Annotated in this window: 17 protein-coding genes; 7 read left to right on the top strand and 10 right to left on the bottom strand. The window is 63.8% G+C overall.

The genetic code is table 11. The features are described 5' to 3' along the window. Positions 1-104: 104 nt before the first annotated feature. The 10 genes from CFR79_RS04005 to CFR79_RS04050 form a co-directional block, all read right to left on the bottom strand. On the bottom strand, positions 105-782 hold the full coding sequence (locus tag CFR79_RS04005) for a PqiC family protein (RefSeq protein WP_110547005.1): 678 nt from the start codon (positions 780-782) through the stop codon (positions 105-107). Continuing rightward, entirely contained in the window at positions 779-1,732 is a 954-nt protein-coding gene (locus tag CFR79_RS04010) for an MlaD family protein (RefSeq protein ID WP_258373413.1), read from the bottom strand. The genes CFR79_RS04005 and CFR79_RS04010 overlap by 4 nt, the downstream gene beginning before the upstream one ends. 5 nt (positions 1,733-1,737) lie before the next feature. Next, entirely contained in the window at positions 1,738-2,541 is an 804-nt protein-coding gene (locus CFR79_RS04015) for an ABC transporter ATP-binding protein (protein ID WP_371207518.1), read from the bottom strand. 5 nt (positions 2,542-2,546) lie between these two features. Beyond that, positions 2,547-3,683, bottom strand: a complete 1,137-nt coding sequence (locus tag CFR79_RS04020; RefSeq protein ID WP_110547007.1) for an ABC transporter permease — start codon at positions 3,681-3,683, stop codon at positions 2,547-2,549. A gap of 223 nt (positions 3,684-3,906) precedes the next feature. Continuing rightward, a complete protein-coding gene (locus CFR79_RS04025; protein ID WP_110547008.1) occupies positions 3,907-4,965 on the bottom strand; it encodes a hypothetical protein in 1,059 nt (352 codons plus the stop codon). Then, a complete protein-coding gene (locus tag CFR79_RS04030) occupies positions 4,962-5,696 on the bottom strand; it encodes a 2OG-Fe dioxygenase family protein (protein WP_102325485.1) in 735 nt (244 codons plus the stop codon). Before CFR79_RS04030 ends, CFR79_RS04025 begins: the two co-directional genes overlap by 4 nt. Next, entirely contained in the window at positions 5,689-8,280 is a 2,592-nt protein-coding gene (locus CFR79_RS04035) for a mechanosensitive ion channel domain-containing protein (RefSeq protein WP_110547009.1), read from the bottom strand. Before CFR79_RS04035 ends, CFR79_RS04030 begins: the two co-directional genes overlap by 8 nt. Before the next feature lie 192 nt (positions 8,281-8,472). Further along, complete coding sequence (locus tag CFR79_RS04040) at positions 8,473-9,063, bottom strand: RDD family protein (RefSeq protein WP_110547010.1); 591 nt, start codon at positions 9,061-9,063, stop codon at positions 8,473-8,475. A gap of 111 nt (positions 9,064-9,174) precedes the next feature. Next, the gene (gene argJ / locus CFR79_RS04045; RefSeq protein ID WP_110547011.1) at positions 9,175-10,410 is read right to left on the bottom strand and encodes a bifunctional glutamate N-acetyltransferase/amino-acid acetyltransferase ArgJ; all 1,236 of its coding nucleotides are present in this window, start codon (positions 10,408-10,410) and stop codon (positions 9,175-9,177) included. Between the two features lie 97 nt (positions 10,411-10,507). Then, complete coding sequence (locus CFR79_RS04050; RefSeq protein WP_254057996.1) at positions 10,508-11,413, bottom strand: peptidylprolyl isomerase; 906 nt, start codon at positions 11,411-11,413, stop codon at positions 10,508-10,510. Between the two features lie 247 nt (positions 11,414-11,660). Here CFR79_RS04050 and secA point away from each other — a divergent pair, with 247 nt between their 5' ends. The 7 genes from secA to tolQ all read left to right on the top strand — a co-directional run bounded on the left by secA (position 11,661) and on the right by tolQ (position 18,687). Continuing rightward, positions 11,661-14,402: a preprotein translocase subunit SecA gene (gene secA / locus CFR79_RS04055; protein ID WP_110547079.1), complete on the top strand. Its 2,742-nt coding sequence runs from the start codon at positions 11,661-11,663 to the stop codon at positions 14,400-14,402. A 57-nt stretch (positions 14,403-14,459) separates the two neighbouring features. After that, positions 14,460-15,209 (top strand): YebC/PmpR family DNA-binding transcriptional regulator, encoded by a 750-nt coding sequence (locus tag CFR79_RS04060; RefSeq protein WP_102325490.1) that lies wholly within the window; start codon positions 14,460-14,462, stop codon positions 15,207-15,209. Positions 15,210-15,217: 8 nt separating this feature from the next. Further along, positions 15,218-15,724, top strand: a complete 507-nt coding sequence (gene ruvC / locus CFR79_RS04065; protein WP_102325491.1) for a crossover junction endodeoxyribonuclease RuvC — start codon at positions 15,218-15,220, stop codon at positions 15,722-15,724. Further along, positions 15,721-16,341, top strand: coding sequence for a Holliday junction branch migration protein RuvA (ruvA, locus tag CFR79_RS04070; RefSeq protein ID WP_110547012.1), 621 nt, complete (start codon positions 15,721-15,723; stop codon positions 16,339-16,341). The genes ruvC and ruvA overlap by 4 nt, the downstream gene beginning before the upstream one ends. Then, positions 16,338-17,411, top strand: a complete 1,074-nt coding sequence (gene ruvB, locus CFR79_RS04075) for a Holliday junction branch migration DNA helicase RuvB (RefSeq protein WP_102325493.1) — start codon at positions 16,338-16,340, stop codon at positions 17,409-17,411. Before ruvA ends, ruvB begins: the two co-directional genes overlap by 4 nt. Continuing rightward, positions 17,401-17,820: a YbgC/FadM family acyl-CoA thioesterase gene (locus CFR79_RS04080; RefSeq protein WP_102325494.1), complete on the top strand. Its 420-nt coding sequence runs from the start codon at positions 17,401-17,403 to the stop codon at positions 17,818-17,820. Before ruvB ends, CFR79_RS04080 begins: the two co-directional genes overlap by 11 nt. 201 nt (positions 17,821-18,021) lie before the next feature. Next, positions 18,022-18,687, top strand: coding sequence for a protein TolQ (gene tolQ / locus CFR79_RS04085; RefSeq protein ID WP_102325675.1), 666 nt, complete (start codon positions 18,022-18,024; stop codon positions 18,685-18,687).

Here is an 18,687-nt window from a genome sequence, read left to right on the forward strand (position 1 = left end):
GGGAAACCCTCCCTTGGTTACATAAGGTTATGCACCCAATGCCCCGTGCGGGGGAAGGTTTCAGCCGTGTTCGGGGCACGAAAACCGTCCCCGTTGCCGATGGATCAGTGTCGGCCGTGCTGATGTCCGGCGGGGGTGGAGGCTTCCCCGGTGGGCCAGCTCGCCTCGATCCGGTTGCTCAGTTCGTTGAGCAGGTTTTCCGTCACCCCGGCGATATTGGCGTTCCCGCTGGTATTGCCGTCCGTGACGATGACGGTGCGGTTGCGCAGGATGTTGGCGCGCGAATCCTCCGGAATGATGGCCCAGTCCGCATTGAGCGCGGATTTGCCATCCCGGCTGACATCAAGGCGGCTGATATTGAGCTGAAGCCGCCACGTGGGGCGGTCCGGCTGCGGCTGGTCGGTTACGAACATGTCCGGCCATTTCTGGGCAAGGCGGGCGGTAATCAGGTCTGTCGCGCCCACCGACAGTCGGCTGGCCCACCGGCCCAGCCCGCTACGCACGATTTCATGCCCGTCGCGGACCATGATGTCCTGACTGTCCAGATAATCCGGCAGGCGGGCGCGCTCGACCTCGATGACCGGGGTGGCGCCGGTGATCGGCTGGCTGGTCGTGGTGGGAGACAGCGCCCCGGTTGCGATGGCAGGCGCCCCCAGCGTGTAGAAGCGCACCGGCGCCGAGGAACAGGCCGACAGCATGAGGGCCGAAAGCAGCAGGCCGCCACCCGCCCGCAGGGCCGGATGCAGACGGGAAGGGGAGACAGCGGGCTGGCGCGATTTCATTGGTTGCGTCCCATAAGCAGAAGTTGCGGATTACTTTCGACTTCATTGGCGAATCCGCGCAGCCCGTAACCGGCTTCCATGATGTCGCGCATCGTAGCGTCAAGATTGAGCCTGTCACGCGATTGCGGGTCGGTCAGGGTGCGCAGGCTGGCAAGGGCTTCACGCGCCTGTGTCATGGTGTGGTGCGTATTGTCGATCAGGGCCTCCAGCTCCGCATGGCGGGCGGCGAACTGGTGATCATTGGCGGTTATCAGCCTGTCCATCGCATTGATGGTGCGGGCTGACTGGTTCTGTATGTCGGCCATGGCGGCGCGGATGCTGCGCACCGCGTCCTCGCTATGGGTGGATGTGGTGCGGATGCTGGCGATCATGCCCGGCAGGTCGCGGTTTATGTCCGCCGCCAGCCTGCGGATGCTCACGATTGCAGCCGCAAGATCCCCCTGAAGCCGCTTGACGGATGTCGCGACAAGCATGCTTTCCATCTGCTGCAGCGCCGTCTGGCCCATCGGTATTTCCGGCAGGTGGCTCATGCCCGGATGCATCACGGCGGGGGTGGTGGGCGACATGTCCAGATCAAGCTCGGTCTGTCCCGTCACAAGGCTGTGCAGCGCCATTTCGGCCCGCAATCCGCTGTGGACCAGTTCGGATAGCGGCGGCAGGTCGCCTCTGCCCGGCGTGTGTGCCGGATCGAACAGGATGGTCACGGGCATGTAGGTCCTGTGATCAACCGGATTGACCCGGACCGACATGCTTTCGACCGCGCCCACCGTCACCCCGCGCAGGTTGACGGGCGAGCCGATATCCAGCCCGTTAGTCGGGCCTTCAAACACCACGATGGCCTCACTGCCACGCCCCGGCAGGGGCAGGCTGCCGCTGCCCACCAGAATGCCAAGCGCAATGGCCCCACACCCCAGTACGGCCGAGCCGATCAGCGTCTGCCTGCCGGCCATCGGGATTACCCGTTTCCGTGGGAGCTGGAACTGTCCAGCTGTTCACGGTGCATGAAGGCGTGGACCATCGGGTCGTCGCAGTGATCGCGCAGCCATGTGGGGGAGCCGTGGGCGATTGCGGTTTTCTGCTCGGCATCAAGGAAGATGCCGTCATCAGCAATGTGGAACAGGCTGGACAGTTCGTGGCTGACGATGATGATCGTGGCCCCCAGCCCGTCGCGCAGGTTCAGGATCAGGTCATCCAGCCGGGCGGAGGTGATCGGGTCAAGCCCGGCGGAAGGTTCATCAAAGAACAGGATATCCGGGTCCAGCGACATGGCGCGCGCCAGCCCGGCGCGCTTGCGCATGCCGCCGCTGAGTTCCGATGGATACTGGTCAATGGCATGCAGCATGCCAACCAGCCCCAGCTTCAGTTCCACCAGCCGGCGGATGACGGGGGCTTCCAGCTTTGTGAACATCTGCATGGGCAGGGCCACGTTCTCGCCCACCGTCATCGAACTCCACAGCGCGCCACTTTGGAACAGGACGCCAAAGCGCCGCCCGATGCGGATGCGGCTGGCGTCGTCGCCCGCCCAGTAATCGTCCTTTTCCACCTTGTACGTGCCGCCAGTGGGGCGCAGCAGGCCGATCATGCTCTTGAGCAGGGTGCTCTTGCCGCAGCCCGACCCACCCATGACGGCGAAGATACTGCCGCGCTTCACCTGGAACGACACGTCATGCTGGATCACGCGCGGGCCGAAGGCCAGCGTCAGGTCATTGACGGTAATCAGGGCCGGACGGTCGTCGGTGGAGGGCATCTGGTTATTCATGGCGCTCAGATCCCGATAACATTGGCGATGACCGCGAAGACCGCATCCAGCGCGATCACCCCCACGATGCCCACAACCACGGCCTTGGTCGCGGCAATACCCACATCAGCCGCGCTGCGCCCGGCCTTCAGCCCGATGCGGCAACTGGTCAGCCCGATGAAGGAGCCGAATACGAAGCTCTTGATGAAGCCGAAGGTGAACTGGTCCAGCGGCAGGGCGCCCAGCGTTTCGTGGAAGTAACCCAGCGGCGAGACATGCAGCATGATGTAGGACACGCAGAACCCGCCCAGCATGCCGATCAGGCAGCCATACAGGTAAAGCAGCGGCATGGTGAAGGCGAGCGCGAGAACCGAAGGCAGGATCAGGTAATTGGAAACCGGGATGCCGAATACCTGTAGCGCGTCGATTTCCTCATTACCCTGCATGGTCGAAATGCGCGCGGCATAGGCGCCGCCGGTCCGGCCCGCCATGATGATGGCGGTCATGACGGCCGACATCTCGCGCACCATGGCAATCGCAACCAGACTGGCGACATAGATGTCCGCCGCGAATTTGTGCAGTTCCACCGAACCGACAAAAGCAAGGATCGCGCCGACCAGGAAGTTCACCACCCCCACGATCAGCAGGGCCGCCGGTCCCGCCGCGTTCAGGTCGGACATGAGATCGACGGTGCGCATCATCCCGCGGCCCAGCGCGGTGGCAATGCCGCCGCGTGCGGCATCCGCCCCCATCTCGCTTACGCAGCCGACCTCGTTCAGCGTATCGAGCGTGAACTGGCCCACGGCGGCAACCGGCGCGAAGGCGTGCCTGGCAGGTGGTGGCGGCTGCGGCGGATTTTCAGGCAGCAGGTCCAGCAGCTTGTGCGCGGATTCCGGCAGGGTGTCGATGCGCAGTTCCACATGCGCCTCGCGTGCGTCGCGCATGAGTTCCCACAGGAAGGAGATCAGCGATGTATCCCATTTCCCCAGATGTTCGGTGCTGAATTCCACCGGTTCGTTGGGCGGGATATCCTTCAGGGCGGATTGGGGAAAGTCGGGCACGCGCCCGTCCTGCGCGATCCAGTCTCCTGACAGGGTGACAAGGGTCCGGTTCGCCTCGGGCTGCAGATGCCATTGTGGTGCATCATTGACGGACGTGTTCACCTGTCTCTCCAACCTCAGTGCCGCTACCGCCCCTGCCCGGTCGCGGGGACGGCGGGCGCCAGACGAATTCCGTTCCTGTCACCTGCCTGCGTCGCGCATGCGAATGGCCGGGTTCCTGTACAATCTCTAGTTCCCATACCAGATGACCCGCATGGCACAAGCCCCGCCACCGGGGAGGCTACGCGATGGCAGTGCATGGCTTTGGCGTGCATGAGGGGATGGTCTAGCGCGGGGCATCGGCGGGCAGCCTGTCCATGATGGCATCATCCGCCCGGCCGGTGCGGATGGTGGCGGCGATGTCGGTCATGAGGCGTTGCGCCACGGGAATGCGGTAATGCAGCGGGTCCCAGAAATTATCGCGGTTTTCCGTAAGTGTGCTGTCGTGGTTGAAATCCAGCGCCACCGTGTCCGGCGTCCGTGCCGCAAGGCGGCTCACCCCCAGCCTGCAGGCCTGCAGCCGGGCTGCAGCAATACTGCCTGCCGTTCCGTGCAGCATGGATGATGCGGGCGGAAACCACAGGATCTTGAGGGTGGAAGCTGGCATGCGTTCGAGCATTTCCGCCAGAAGACCCATGGTGGCCGGGGGGGTGTCGGCCATGCCGGGCGGGGCGGGCGTGTTGTCGGGCGGTGCCCAGCGTGCGAAGACGGCCTGCACACGGGCCGGGTCGTAATGATCGTCGGGCGGGACGAAGCTGGTATAGCCATCGGTCCCGAAACGCTGCGCTTTCAGCCCGGCCAGCCACAGGAACTGGTTCGCGGCTTCCTGCAGGGCATAGAGACTGGCCATATGCAGGTAGCCCGTCCATGCCGGATGGCCGTACATCCATTCCGGCCACGGGCGGTTGGGAGATGTCAGGCTGCCGGGGCGTTCATGACACCACGCCGCATCAATCCCGATCATGACGATGCGCGGCCGGGGATGATGGCGCAGGAACATGTCCAGTTCCCGGGCCTGTTCCCACGGGCTGGCGCTGTTCATGGCCATGTTGAGGAAATGGGCGTCGAATGCCCGGTCCAGCAGGGCAGGCTGCATGAGGCGGCTGGTCGATGTGCCGATGACCACGGAATCGAACCGGGGGTTACGCGCCAGCGCGGGCATGGTGTAGCGCGCATTGGATGTAACGGGCACGCGCGCGAACCGGGGCGAAAGGGGCAGGGCATCCCACGGGTCAACGGTTACGATGAACAGGTAAAGTCCGCCGCCCGCCATCACGATGGTGATGAGGGCGAGCAGGCAGAACTGTCGCCACCGGCTGTCCCGCCCCGGTGGAGCAGGCGTCATTGATGGCGGAACGTCACGACCAGTACATCACGATAGGCCGGGCGCGACGGGTCCAGCGGCCGTACGGCGGTGACCCCGTGATAGACGCGGTTATCGTTGACAATGGCCGTATCGAACGGCTGGTCGAGCATGAAGCCGCCAACCATGGTGCGTTGCAGGTCATGGATTGTCGTTTCGCCACTCATGACGTTTTCGCGCCGGATCATGACCACCATCACCCAGTCCACACCATCGCGGTGCAGCCCTTCGGGGGTGGGCTGGCCCGGACTGTCATCCGATGCCTCTATGCGGAACTGGTGGATTTCGGTGTGCCAGATATCGGGCAGGCTGGCCGGATCGCTCAGGTCGGTCACGATCCGGTGCATGAGCTGCAGGATGGCGAGAAGGGCCGGATGCGCGCCCGTTTCCGGTTCCACCGCGCGGAACCAGCGTTCGATGCCGCCATTGAGTTCGTTGTAATCGCGGCTCTGGTAATGGGGCTGGTGTTTCTTGCGCTGGATGCCACCATCGCTGATGGCAAACGTGGCATGGCGACGGCGGCGGTAGCGGCCGCCATCGGCCATGTAGCGGTCCAGTCCCAGCCGGTTCCAGCTACTGGCGAAGCTGTCCCAGTCCCGCAGGCCATAATGTTCCAGCAGGGGCAGCATCTCCCCTGCCGGGACGAAGGCGTAGCCGTCCATGCGCAGGGGGGATTCCAGCCGCGTCAGCAGGGAAGTCGTGCCATCAGCCATGGGTGGAATCTTTTCCTTCCGCCCCGCTGGCGTCACCGCCGCCTTCCTTATGCGATCCATCGGCAGCCGGGGCGTCGGCCTGTTCGGGCCTGGCCGGGGCTGCGATGGCCTGTGATGCCCGCGCAATCATTTCCGGGTTTTCTTCCATGTTCATGCGCAGCGCGCCAGCAGGGCTGTTCGCCAGCAGGTTGACGGAAGTCGGGATCGGGAAGGCAACCTTTTCCTTGACCATCCGCGCGCCCAGACGGCTGTAATATTCACGGTAGACCTTCCATTTCGCGCCTGCCGCCGTGCGGATGGAACCGAGGAACTTGGCCCCGTTGCCGTCCGCCTGCTCCAGACCCAGAAATGCGAAATCCGACTTGATGAGCGGCCCATATACCGGGTCCTTGCGCAGTTTCGCCAGTTCATCCTGCAGGATCGCGCTGACCCGGTGCGGGTTTTCCGACAGGTCAAGCATGAAGCTGACCACCACAAGGTTGTAATCGCGCGATGTATTGGCGATCGACGTGACGGAGGAGAACGGAATGATATGCAGGTCCCCGTTCACCGCGCGCAGGCGCAGGGTGCGGATGGACAGATGTTCCACCGTGCCCGAAACGCTACCCGCCGTAACCCAGTCGCCCACCTGCATCGCGTTTTCCACCAGCATGAAGAAGCCGGTGATGAAGTCCTTGACCAGGCTCTGCGAACCGAAGGCGATGGCCGCACCCATGATGCCAGCACCCGTCAGCAGCGGGGTCACGTTGATGCCGATCTGCGACAGGGTGGTCACCGTCACGATGATGATGATGAAGGTCAGCAGCACCGTGCGGATGATGGGCAGAACCGTGCGCAGCCGTGTGGCGCGCGATGCCTGTTCCGATGTCTCGAAGCGGGTGATCTGGTTCTGCAGCATCGCGTTGACGACTTCCCACACCACGATGGCGATGGTGTAGGCGATCATGATCGTCAGCATCGCGCCCACGATCCGCGGGCCGAGCGTGCCATGCAGGAAGAAGCCGATGGCCGGCAGCCCCCAGGACTGCAGCAGCAGCACCACGGTCACGAATATCAGCATGATGGACAGGCTGCGGCGCGCGATCGGGTAATAATAGTCCACCCGTGCCTGCAGGCCCGGATAACGTTTTTCCGTGGCCTCGGGCACATGGAAAATCCTGTTCTGCAGGCTGAACGCCAGAACCGACAGCAGGCGGGCGGCAAGGATGACAATGATGGTCAGCGAAAGGGTGCGCAGGATCCATGTATAGCCACCGCGGATCTGCGTGGCCCAGACCAGCCACAGGGCCAGATCAAAGAACATGGCGGGGATCCACCAGAAGCGGACCATCCGGCCCACGAACAGCCAGAACGGCTTTTCCTGAAGTCGTGAGGAAGGCTGCAGCGCCGCCCCCACATGGTAGCGGATGCGCCAGATGAAGATCGCGATAAGGATATGCTCGATCAGCACGACCGCGCGGATGATGGCTTCAGTGCCACGCGCGGGCATGGCGAACACCGTGCCCAGCGTGGACAGGCAGACCACGATGGAGGGCGCTGCGACAAGGAAGTTCCACCACCGCGTGACCATGCGTGCCGTGGCGTCCGACGCGCTGCACAGGCGGATGGTGGGGGAATGGGGAACGAACACCGTTTCCAGCAGCAGGTAGATCACGCGCGCGATGGCGTAGGCGTTCGTCAGCGTGATGGTGACCATTGCGGCCTGATGGGTGGATGTCAGCAGCGCCGAACCGGCGTAACCCACCCCGAAGAACAGTGCGACGGGCAGCAGTTTGATCAGGAAGTGCAGCAGCGAATAGGGAATGCGCGTGATGACGCGCAGCGTTTCATGCTGCTTGCGGTCGTCCTGCTTGCGGGTCTGTTCGGTTTCCTGTTCCGCCTTCGCGTCCGCGCCGGTTGCGGCGGGGGACACGGGCTGGCTGTTTTCCTGCTGGTCTTCCGTCGTCAGGCGGCGGTTCAGGTTCGCTTCGGTCGCGACCGCGCGGGCGGTTACGGCGGCCAGTGGCTTGCGGGTCGCGATGGACAGCCCGCGTTCGGCCAGAAGGGCCAGCACGAAAATGATGCCCGCACGGGTCAGCGCATCCAGCAGGATCTGCCGGGAATCCGCATTGGACAGGATCGAATGGACCCAGCGGCCCACAAAGGCCAGATCCTTGAACAGCGCCATGAAGTTCTGGCCCTGCTGCAACGCGATGTCGCGTATGTGGGTCAGTTCATTCATGGTCTGGGAACTGATGCTGTCGGGTTCGAGCGACACATCGGAACTGGCGGCGGGTGCCGGTGCGGCCTTGGCTGGTGCGGGTGTCGGTGCCGGTGCGGGCAGGCCCTTGGCGATCGCTTCCAGCGTGCGGGTGAACTCCTCGCGCTTTTGCGGGTCATTCATGACCGACAGAACCTGCTGCGCCTGCTGGGCGTTGATGCCCTGCGTGCTGGCGGTGGCCGGGGCTGCCTGCGGGTCCGCCGCCCTGCCTTGCGACAACCAGGGCGTGAACACCAGCATGAGAAGAGCGAGGACTGTCAGGATGCCGCCCCGTATGGCGCGGCGTGGCACGGGATGGGCTTTAGTCGCAAATTGGGCCGGCATGCCGATTGTTCACCTCCAGGAAAATAGGAAACCCGACAACAGGGCGACACTCGCCCCACCGTAACGACCATGCTGCCGCGTGTGTCGGGGCACGCGACCGGGCATCAGGTTGCCGTAAAAGAATCCGATATCAGAGTAATAAAAGATTGCCACGGGCACCAAGGTTGCATGCCGTCGTGCCTTTTCCCCGTTTCAGCCCCATAGCGGGGGTGGCGGCGCAGGGGCGCGGGCTTCGCGGCGGATGACGCAGGTACCGGCCAGAATGTCATGCAGACCCTGCTTGCGCTGCGTCCACATGACCATGAGAAAGCCGATCCCAAGGATCAGCGCCGACAGGTATTTGCCAAAATAACGCCCGGCGGAACGCAGCAGCGTGATGCGGTTGCCATGCAGGTCAGTCACCCGCAGGCGGCATACCATCTTGCCCGGCGTGGCCTGCAGGGTCGATGCCTCGCACACGATGAAATAGGCGGCGGGCAGGAGCAGGGAAATCAGCTCGAACATCCCGTTGCCGTTCCAGTGCATGTGCGGCGTGGTGGACAGGATGGCGTAGTCCGCGTGCTGGATATAGGAAATGCGGTAATCCCCCCCGCTGCCGCCAATCGGCTGCGGGTCGAATATGGAAAAGGACAGGCTGGGGGGAACCAGCAGCAGCCCCAGCAGGGCCAGAATCGCCCATACCACGATGGAATCGATCACATAGGCGACGACCCGGATCCAGAACCCGCCATAGGTCCAGACATCCTGTGGGTGGGGATCAGGGCGGGCAAACTGGTACATCATGCAGGGGCGTTCCTGTCTGGCTGCAATGGAATTACCCCAACAGCAATGCCATCGCGGCGCGCGGAACGGAACAGGAAAATAAGCGCGCGCCCGACCGGCGCACGCTGCAGGCTAGCTGCGGTAGGAACCGTTGATGTCGATGTAACCGTGTGTCAGGTCACAACCCCACGCCTGTGCCGTGCCGTTGGCCAGCCCAAGGTCGATCGTGATTTCGATTTCCTGCCCTTTCATGTGGGCGACGACCGGGGTTTCATCATAATCCGATACGACCGTGCCGTTCTGCGCGATCCATGTGCCGCCAATGCCCACGCTCAGCGTATCGCGGTTGGCGGGTTCACCGCACTTGCCCACCGCCATGACAACGCGGCCCCAGTTCGCGTCCTCACCGGCGACGGCGGTCTTGACCAGCGGGGAATTGGCAACGGCCATCGCAACCCGGTGGGCCGATTCATTGGAAGTCGCACCCGTGACGGTGATGTGCATCATCTTCGTCACGCCTTCCCCGTCGCGGATGACCAGCAGCGCCAGTTCAAGCAGAAGGGAATCGAGGGCCGCGCGGAAATCGGCCAGTTCAGGCGCATCCGCCTGCGTGATTTCCGCATTGTCCGCCTGTCCGGTGGCGAACAGCAGGACCATGTCGGAAGTGGAGGTATCGGAATCCACGGTAATGCAGTTGAAGCTGCGGTTGACCCCGTCCGTAAGCAGGGACTGGATCACGCCCGCGGGCAGCTTCGCATCGGTGGCGACGAAAGACAGCATGGTCGCCATGTCCGGCGCCACCATGCCACTGCCCTTCGCGATGCCCTGAATGCGTACGGTGGTGGACCCGATGCGCGCCGTGCGGGTCGCGGCCTTGGGGAATGTGTCCGTGGTCATGATGCCACGCGCGGCATCCGCCCATCCATTTTCGGACAGGGTGGCGTGCAGGCCCGGCAGTGCCGCCGAAATCTTCTGGTAGGGCAGGATCTCGCCGATGACGCCGGTGGACGCAAGGAAGACTTCGCTTGCGGCACAGTTCACCAGCCGGGCGGCATCGGCCGCGTTGGCCTGCGTCGCCTCGAAACCGGCACGGCCCGTAAAGACGTTCGCATTACCCGCATTGACCACCAGCGCGCGGGCGCGGCCATCGGCCATCGCGGCGCGGCACCAGTCCACCGGGGCGCCGGGGCACTTGCTGCGGGTATAGACACCGGCCACCGTCGTACCCGGCGCAAATTCCGCCATGACCAGATCGGTGCGTCCCTTGTAGCGGATGCCGGCCTCGGTTGCGCCAAAACGCACACCCGCCAGTGGGGGCAGTTCAGGCAGTGGCCGGGCGAGGGGGGACACGGGCAGGGCGTTGGCCATGGTCAGTCACGATCCTGGAATGACAGCGGAAGATGGGAAACAGGGGAAAGGCCGTGGGTGGAGATGCCTGCGCATCCCCACCCCGGCGGCAGACCGTTCAGTGCGTGGGCTGCGTTTCCGGCAGCGGCTTGCCATCGGGTCCGAAGCGGACGACCTTGACCTGCGCCAGTGCGTTGCTCACAGCTTTCTGCACGCCGTCCTGGATCAGCTTCTGGCGGATCTGGTCGCGTGTCGCTTCAAGCGTGGGGGTGGCTGCCGTGCGCTTGCCCAGCACCTGGATCACGTGCCAGCCGTACTGGGTGTGAACCGGGGTCTGGCTGAAGCTGTTGGGCTGCATGGCCGATGCCGCGTCCCAGAACGTGGGCAGCATGTCACCCTTCTTGAACCAGCCCAGATCGCCGCCATTCGATTTGGCCGAGCCGGGATCTTTCGACAGCTTGGTCGCAAGCTGGGTGAAATCGGCCCCGCCCTTGAGCTGCTTGATGATGTCGTTGGCTTCGGCTTCGGTCTGGACCAGGATGTGACGGGCGTGGATTTCTTCTGCGCCCGGCTTGTTGGCGTAATTCTGGTCGTAATACGCCTTGATGGCGTCATCCGTCAGCGCCGGTGTGACCTGTGCGGACAGATAGGCGTTCTGCAGCGCGTTCTGCGATGCGGTTTCCATCTGCTGGCGCACGTCAGGCTGCTTGTCCAGGCCGGACTTGGTCGCGGCGATCTGGATGGCGCGCTGATCGACAAGCTGGTTGAGCAGGATCGGCACGATGATGTTATCGGGCAGCTTGCGAAGCTGCTCGGGCATCGAGGCCATGGCCTGACGCACGTCGGTAAGGCGGATGTCCTGTCCGTTCACGCTGGCGAGGACCGGATTCTGGTCCGCCGTGCCGGTTGTGGCCGGCTTGGCTGCCGCGGGAGCGGGGGAGGCCGCGAATGCAGGAGGAATGATGAAGGAGGAAGCAAGCAGGGCCATCGTTGCGACAGCCTTTGCCGGACCGGTCGTCCGCATGTGCAAAAAACCCTAGTTATGAACGCGTTCGGCAGGCATCATGACGAAGGGCGGCCCGGCCTGCAAGGGCCGGATGCCCGATGGCTGTTTTTCGCCATTCCACCCGCATCGCTGTGGTCCATCGGTTGACCAGTTGCGGTGTGGGTCCTATCTCATGTCTCCGCGCGAGAATTTTATCCGCCACGCCTGTCCCCGCCCTGCCGGTTTTGTGGCGGGTGCGCGGGAATGTCATTCCGGGAAGGTCTTCATGTTCGCCAGTATTGCCCGCGCTCTGTTCGGAACCGCCAATGACCGGGCGCTGAAATCATATCAGCGGCGCGTGCCCGCGATCAATGCGCTGGAACCGCAGATCCAGGCGCTGGACGACGCGGCCCTGACCGCGAAGACACAGGAATTCCGTGACCGGATCGCGAAGGGCGAAACGCTGGACGCCCTCCTGCCTGAAGCCTTTGCCGTCTGTCGTGAAGCCTCCCGACGCGTGCTGGGCATGCGCCATTTCGATGTGCAGCTCATCGGCGGCATGGTGCTGCATGATGGCAAGATCGCGGAAATGCGCACGGGTGAAGGCAAGACGCTGGTCGCTACACTTGCGGTCTATCTCAGCGCGCTGGCCGGACGTGGCGTGCATGTGGTGACGGTAAACGACTATCTGGCCAGCCGTGACGCCGAACAGATGGGCACGCTGTACTCCTTCCTCGGGCTGACCACCGGCGTGGTCGTGCCCAACATCGCCGAGGAGGAGCGCCGCGCCGCCTATCGCGCCGATATCACCTACGGCACGAACAACGAATTCGGTTTCGATTACCTGCGCGACAACATGAAGTATCGCGTGGAGGACATGGTCCAGCGTCCCTTCCACCATGCCATCGTGGATGAGGTCGACTCGATCCTGATCGACGAGGCGCGCACCCCGCTCATCATCTCCGGCCCGGCGGAGGACAGTTCCGACCTGTACCGCGCGGTGGACGAGGTCATGGTGGCCCTGGTGGCCGACCCCGAAGCCTATGAGAAGGACGAGAAATTCCGCTCCGTCATCCTGACGGAAAAAGGTGCGGAACAGGTGGAGGACCTGCTGCGGCAGGCGGGCGTCCTGCAGGAGGGCGGCCTGTACGACAGTCACAACGTGGCGGTGATCCATCACGTCCAGCAGTCCCTGCGTGCCCACACGCTGTTCACCCGCGATGTCGATTATATCGTGCGCGGTGGCAAGGTGGTCATCATTGATGAATTCACCGGCCGCATGATGGATGGCCGACGGTATTCGGACGGCCTGCATCAGGCGCTGGAAGCCAAGGAACATGTGGAGGTCCAGCAGGAAAACCAGACGCTGGCCTCCATCACGTTCCAGAACTATTTCCGCATGTATCCGCGCCTGTCCGGCATGACCGGCACCGCCATGACGGAAGCGGACGAATTCGCCGATATCTACAAGCTCGAAGTGATCGAGATCCCGACCAACCTGCCCGTCGCCCGAAAGGACGACGATGATGAGGTCTACCTGACCGCGCGGGAAAAATACGAGGCGGTCAGCAACCTCATCAAGGAAATCAGCAGCACATCGGGGCAGCCGGTGCTGGTTGGCACCACCTCCATCGAGAAGAGTGAATACCTCTCCTCCCTGCTGCGCCAGAACGGGATCGAGCATAACGTGCTCAACGCCCGTTTCCATGAACTGGAAGCCGAGATCGTGGCGCAGGCCGGTGCGCCGGGTGCGATCACCATCGCCACCAACATGGCCGGGCGCGGGACGGACATCAAGCTGGGCGGCAACGTGGACATGCTGATCAGCCAGCAGCTTGGCGGTATCGAAGACCCCGAAGAACGCGCCATGCGCGAGCAGGAACTGCGCGCGAAGGTGACCCGCGACCATGCCACGGTAAAGGCTGCGGGCGGACTGTATGTCATCGGCACGGAACGGCATGAAAGCCGCCGGATCGACAACCAGCTCCGTGGTCGTGCGGGCCGTCAGGGCGATCCGGGCAATTCGCGCTTTTTCATCTCGCTTGAAGATGACCTCATGCGCATCTTCGGCACGGACCGCATGGGCAACATGCTGCAGAAGCTGGGCCTGAAGGAAGGGGAGGCCATCGTCCATCCCTGGATCAACAAGGCCCTTGAGCGCGCGCAGAAGAAGGTCGAGGCCCGCAATTTCGACATGCGCAAGAACACGCTCAAATATGATGACGTGATGAATGACCAGCGCAAGGAAGTGTATGCCCAGCGCCGGGAATACATGGCGGCGGAGGATGTTTCCGCCATCATCACCGAAATGCGCGAAGACGTGGTCCACGATCTGGTCGCCCGCCGCATCCCCGAAAAGTCGTTCCCCGAACAGTGGCTGAAAGAGGAACTGACACAGGACATACAGACCACGCTGAACCTGTCCCTGCCGATTGCGCAGTGGGCGGAGGAAGACGGCGTGGACAGCACGGTCGTAACCGAGCGGATCGAACAGGCCACGGCGCAGGCGCAGGCCAGCCGCGCGGCCAATTTCGGCCCGTCCGTCATGCGTTATGTTGAAAAGCAGGTTCTGCTGACAACATTCGATGCGGTGTGGAAGGAACATCTGCTGGCGCTGGATCAGCTTCGGCAGGGCATCGGGCTGCGGGCCTATGGTCAGAAAGACCCGCTGAACGAGTTCAAGCATGAGGCATTCGAACTGTTTCATGCCATGCTTGAACACCTGCGCGTGCGCGTGACCTCGACCATGGCGCGGGTGGAAATGGCGCCCCCGCCCATCGACAATCCGTTCGCGGGTGTGGCTGAAATCCATTCCGATCCCGAAGTGCCGGGGCTGGAAAACGAACCGGGACCGGGTCTCATGCCCGATGCCACGGGCCGCCAGCCCGATCCGTCCATGGCGACGCCGATCGGCGGGGCTGCGGTCATGCCTGATGACCCGTCAAGCTGGGGCGAGGTTTCACGCAATGCGTCATGCCCCTGCGGGTCGGGCAGGAAATACAAGCACTGCCACGGGCGGCTGGTCTGACCAGCCCCCGGCAGGCAGGCACGAATACAAGACGAAAGACAGGATCAGAGACGAACGATGGCGGGTCATTCCCAATTCAAGAACATCATGCACCGCAAGGGCGCGCAGGATGCCAAGCGGGCCAAGCAGTTTGCCAAGGTCATTCGTGAAATCACCGTGGCCACGCGCGAAGGCATGCCTGACCCGGCCATGAATCCGCGCCTGCGCGCCGCCATTTCCGCCGCGCGTGAAGTCAACATGCCCAAGGATACGGTGGAGCGCGCGATCAAGAAGGCATCGGGTGCCGGCGGTGGCGATGACTACGCGGAAGTCCGTTACGAAGGGTACGGCCCCGCCGGTGTCGCCGTGATCGTGGAAGGGCTGACCGATAACCGCAACCGCACTGCATCCGACGTGCGCGCGGCCTTTTCCAAGCATGGCGGTTCGCTGGGGGAGACGAATTCGGTTTCCTTCATGTTCACCCGGCTTGGCGTCATCACCTATCCGCTTGATGCTGCCAGTGAGGACGACCTGATCGAAGCCGGTCTTGAAGCCGGTGCGGAAAATGTCGAGACCGTGGACGGCATGCACGAAGTGACCTGTCCGGTCGAATCCTTCTTCGCCGTGCGTGACGCGCTGGAAACCCGCTTTGGCGAACCGGCTTCGGCCAAGCTGGACTGGCGTCCGTCCAACACGGTCGAACTGGATGAAGACAAGGCCCGCAGCGTGTTCAAGCTGATTGACACGCTGGAAGATCATGATGACGTGCAGGCGGTGTACGCCAATTTCGACGTGCCGGACGACGTGGCTGAAAAGCTGTCGGCCTGAACCGGCCCGTGGTCCGCATTCTTGGCATTGACCCCGGCCTGCGGTTTACAGGCTGGGGCGTGGTCAATGCGCAGGATAACCGGCTGACCCATGTCGCCGATGGGGTGATCGCCACCGAATCGGCGCATAGCGTGCCGGAACGGTTGCGCCAGCTTCATGACGCGCTGCTGGAACTGGCGCGCAACTTTGCCCCCGATGAAGCAGCGGTGGAAGAAACCTACGTCAATCGCAACGGGGCCGCGACGCTTAAGCTGGGTTATGCCCGTGGCGTAGGGCTGCTGGTGCCGATGCTGCTGGATATTCCCGTATCCGAATACGGGGCGAAAACGGTCAAGCGCGCGGTGGTGGGAACCGGTGCGGCAACGAAGGAACAGGTCAGCATGATGGTCCGCCGTATCCTCCCAACCGCCCTGCTGAAGCGCGCGGATGCCGCCGATGCGCTGGCCGTGGCCATCTGCCATGCCCATCACCGCACCAGTGCTGCCCACATCGCCCGCGCCACGAGGATGGCATGATCGCGCAGTTGCGTGGCCTGCTGGCGCAGGTGGAAGCGGATCGCTGCGTGATTGACGTCAGTGGCGTGGGGTATCTGGTGCAGGCGTCCAGCCGCACGCTGGCTACCTTGCCCCAGCCCCCGGAACTGGCCTGCGTGCTGGTGGAAACCGTAGTGCGCGAGGACGCGATCCTGCTGTACGGCTTTGCCGAGGCATCGGAACGCGCATGGTTCCGCCTGCTGACGACCGTGCAGGGCGTGGGGGCGAAGGTGGCGCTGGCCATCCTGTCCGTCCTGCCGCCGCCGGAACTGATGGGCGCCATCGCCACGGGCGACAAGACCATGCTGACCCGTGCGGGCGGGGTCGGTGCCCGGCTGGCGCAACGTATCGTGACCGAACTGCGTGACAAGTGCGAAGGCATGCCAACCGGCCTGCCCGCGGGGACAGTGGTTTCGGCCGCGACCATCACCGTTCCTGCCGCGCGGGGGATTGCGGCGGATGCGCTGCTGGCGCTGTCCGGTCTCGGCTTTCGCCGTGCGGAGGCCCAGCCGGTCGTGGAACGGGTGATCGACCGGCTGGACGGCAAGGCCGATCTGGATATCGTGATCCGTGATGCCCTGAAGGAACTGGCCCGATGAGCAGCCATCCCGAGCGTGAGATCGACGCCCGCCGGGGGGAGGAAGACGGCAACGAAAGCTCCCTGCGGCCCCAGACGCTCGATGATTTTACCGGACAGAAGGCCAGCCGGGAAAACCTTGCCATTTTCATCGCCGCCGCCCGGCAGCGCGGTGATGCGCTGGACCATGTGCTGCTGCATGGCCCGCCGGGGCTGGGCAAGACCACGCTGGCGCAGATCGTGGCGCGGGAACTGGGGGTGGGCTTTCGCGCAACTTCCGGGCCGGTCATCCAGCGCGCGGGCGATCTGGCCGCGATCCTGACCAATCTTCAGCCCCGCGACGTGCTGTTCATTGATGAAATCCATCGCCTGCACCCCGCCATCGAGGAAGTCCTGTACCCCGCGATGGAGGACTTCCAGCTTGACCTGATTATCGGGGAGGGGCCCGCGGCGCGTTCGGTGCGGATCGACCTGTCTCCCTTCACGCTGGTCGCCGCCACCACGCGGGCGGGACTGCTGGCGACCCCGCTGCGCGACCGTTTCGGCATTCCGCTGCGTCTGGTGTTCTACACGCCCGAAGAACTGTGCCAGATCGTGACACGCGGCGCGCGCAAGCTGGAATTCGACCTGACCCCGGAAGGGGCGGAGGAAATCGCCCGCCGTTCCCGTGGCACGCCGCGTATTGCCGGGCGCCTGCTGCGCCGCGTGCGCGATTTTGCCGCCGTGGCGCGGGCCGGGCGCGGGCCGGTTGACCGCGCACTGGCCGATGCGGCGCTGTCACGTCTGGAAGTCGACTCGATGGGGCTGGACGGCATGGACCGCCGTTATCTGCGCCGCATTGCCGAATTTCATCATGGCGGCCCCGTTGGCGTGGAAACGCTGGCCGCTGCTCTCGCCGAAGCCCGCGATACGCTGGAAGATGTGATCGAACCCTACCTGATTCAGGAGGGACTCGTGCTGCGGACCAGCCGGGGCCGGATGCTGGGTGAACGTGGCTGGCGCCATCTCGGGTTGCAGCCACCCGCGCGCATGCCGGGGCAGGGTGACCTGCTGGCGGACGGGGGCATGGGAGACGGACCGGATGGAACATAAAATTGATTTCCGTATCTATTACGAAGATACGGACGCAGGCGGCGTGGTCTATCACGCCCGCTATCTTGCACTGGCCGAACGCGCCCGGACCGAGGCCATCCGCGCGCAGGGGCAGGCGGCATCCGACCTGCTGGCCGATTATGGTCTGGCCTTCGTGGTGCGCCATGCCGCCATGGATTACCGCGCGCCGCTACGGCTGGATGACATCGTATGCGTCACGACTCGCATGACGGAACTGGGTGCCGCCAGTTGCAGGCTGGTGCAGGATTTCCACCGGGTTGGCGCGGATGAAGCCGGGGCCGACTGCGGCACGCTGGATGTCCGTCTGGCCTGTATTCGTGCCGGTGACGGGCGTGCTGCCCGATTTCCGCCGCGATGGCGTGATCTTCTGCGCGCACTCGTAGCCTGAACAACGCAAAGGCATGCACGCTCTGCGTTGTTTTCGTGTCATGGCTTGACCATGACGCAGGGCTGTGCGGAAAGCGGGTTGGCCGTGGCTTGCTAAATGGGCAATCTTCGTGTTTGAGCGAACGGCCAAGGTGTGCAGGAGGCGTATTTGGACCAAGCGGTTAACGCGGCGAATCTCGGGGCCGCAGCGGGCGATCTGTCGATGTGGGCGTTGTTCATGCACGCGTCGATTGTCGTCAAGCTGGTCATGGTCGGGCTGGTGACGTGCAGTGTGATTGTCTGGGCAATCATTTTCGACAAATTCACGACCATCCGCCGGGTCACCCGGCTGGGCAATGATTTCGAGGAGCGGTTCTGGGCTGGCGGCAGTCTGGACGATCTGTACGAATCCGACGGGGCCAAGCCGGTCCACCCTATGGCCGCCGTATTCGGCGCGGCGATGGGGGAATGGCGGCGTTCATCCCGTATCGCCGGCATCGATCTGGTGCATGGCGGCGTGCAGGACCGCGTCAATCGCGCCATGGCCATCACCATCACGCGTGAAATGGACCGGCTGAACCGCTGGGTCATTTTCCTTGCCACCATCGGGCCGGTGGCCCCGTTCATCGGCCTGTTCGGCACAGTGTGGGGTATCATGCACGCCTTCGGCTCCATCGCGGCGATGCACAACACCAACCTGTCGGTCGTGGCGCCGGGTATTTCCGAAGCCCTGTTCGCAACGGCTATCGGCCTTGTTACGGCCATTCCCGCCGTGATCGCCTATAACGTGATCAGCAACAGCATGAGCGTGTTCGAGGACCGGCTGGATGCCTTCGGCACCGAGTTCGCCGCCATCCTGTCGCGCCAGTCAGAAGAAAGGGGCGCCTGA

This window comes from Komagataeibacter saccharivorans (genome assembly GCF_003207825.1).
Lineage (GTDB): Bacteria > Pseudomonadota > Alphaproteobacteria > Acetobacterales > Acetobacteraceae > Komagataeibacter > Komagataeibacter saccharivorans.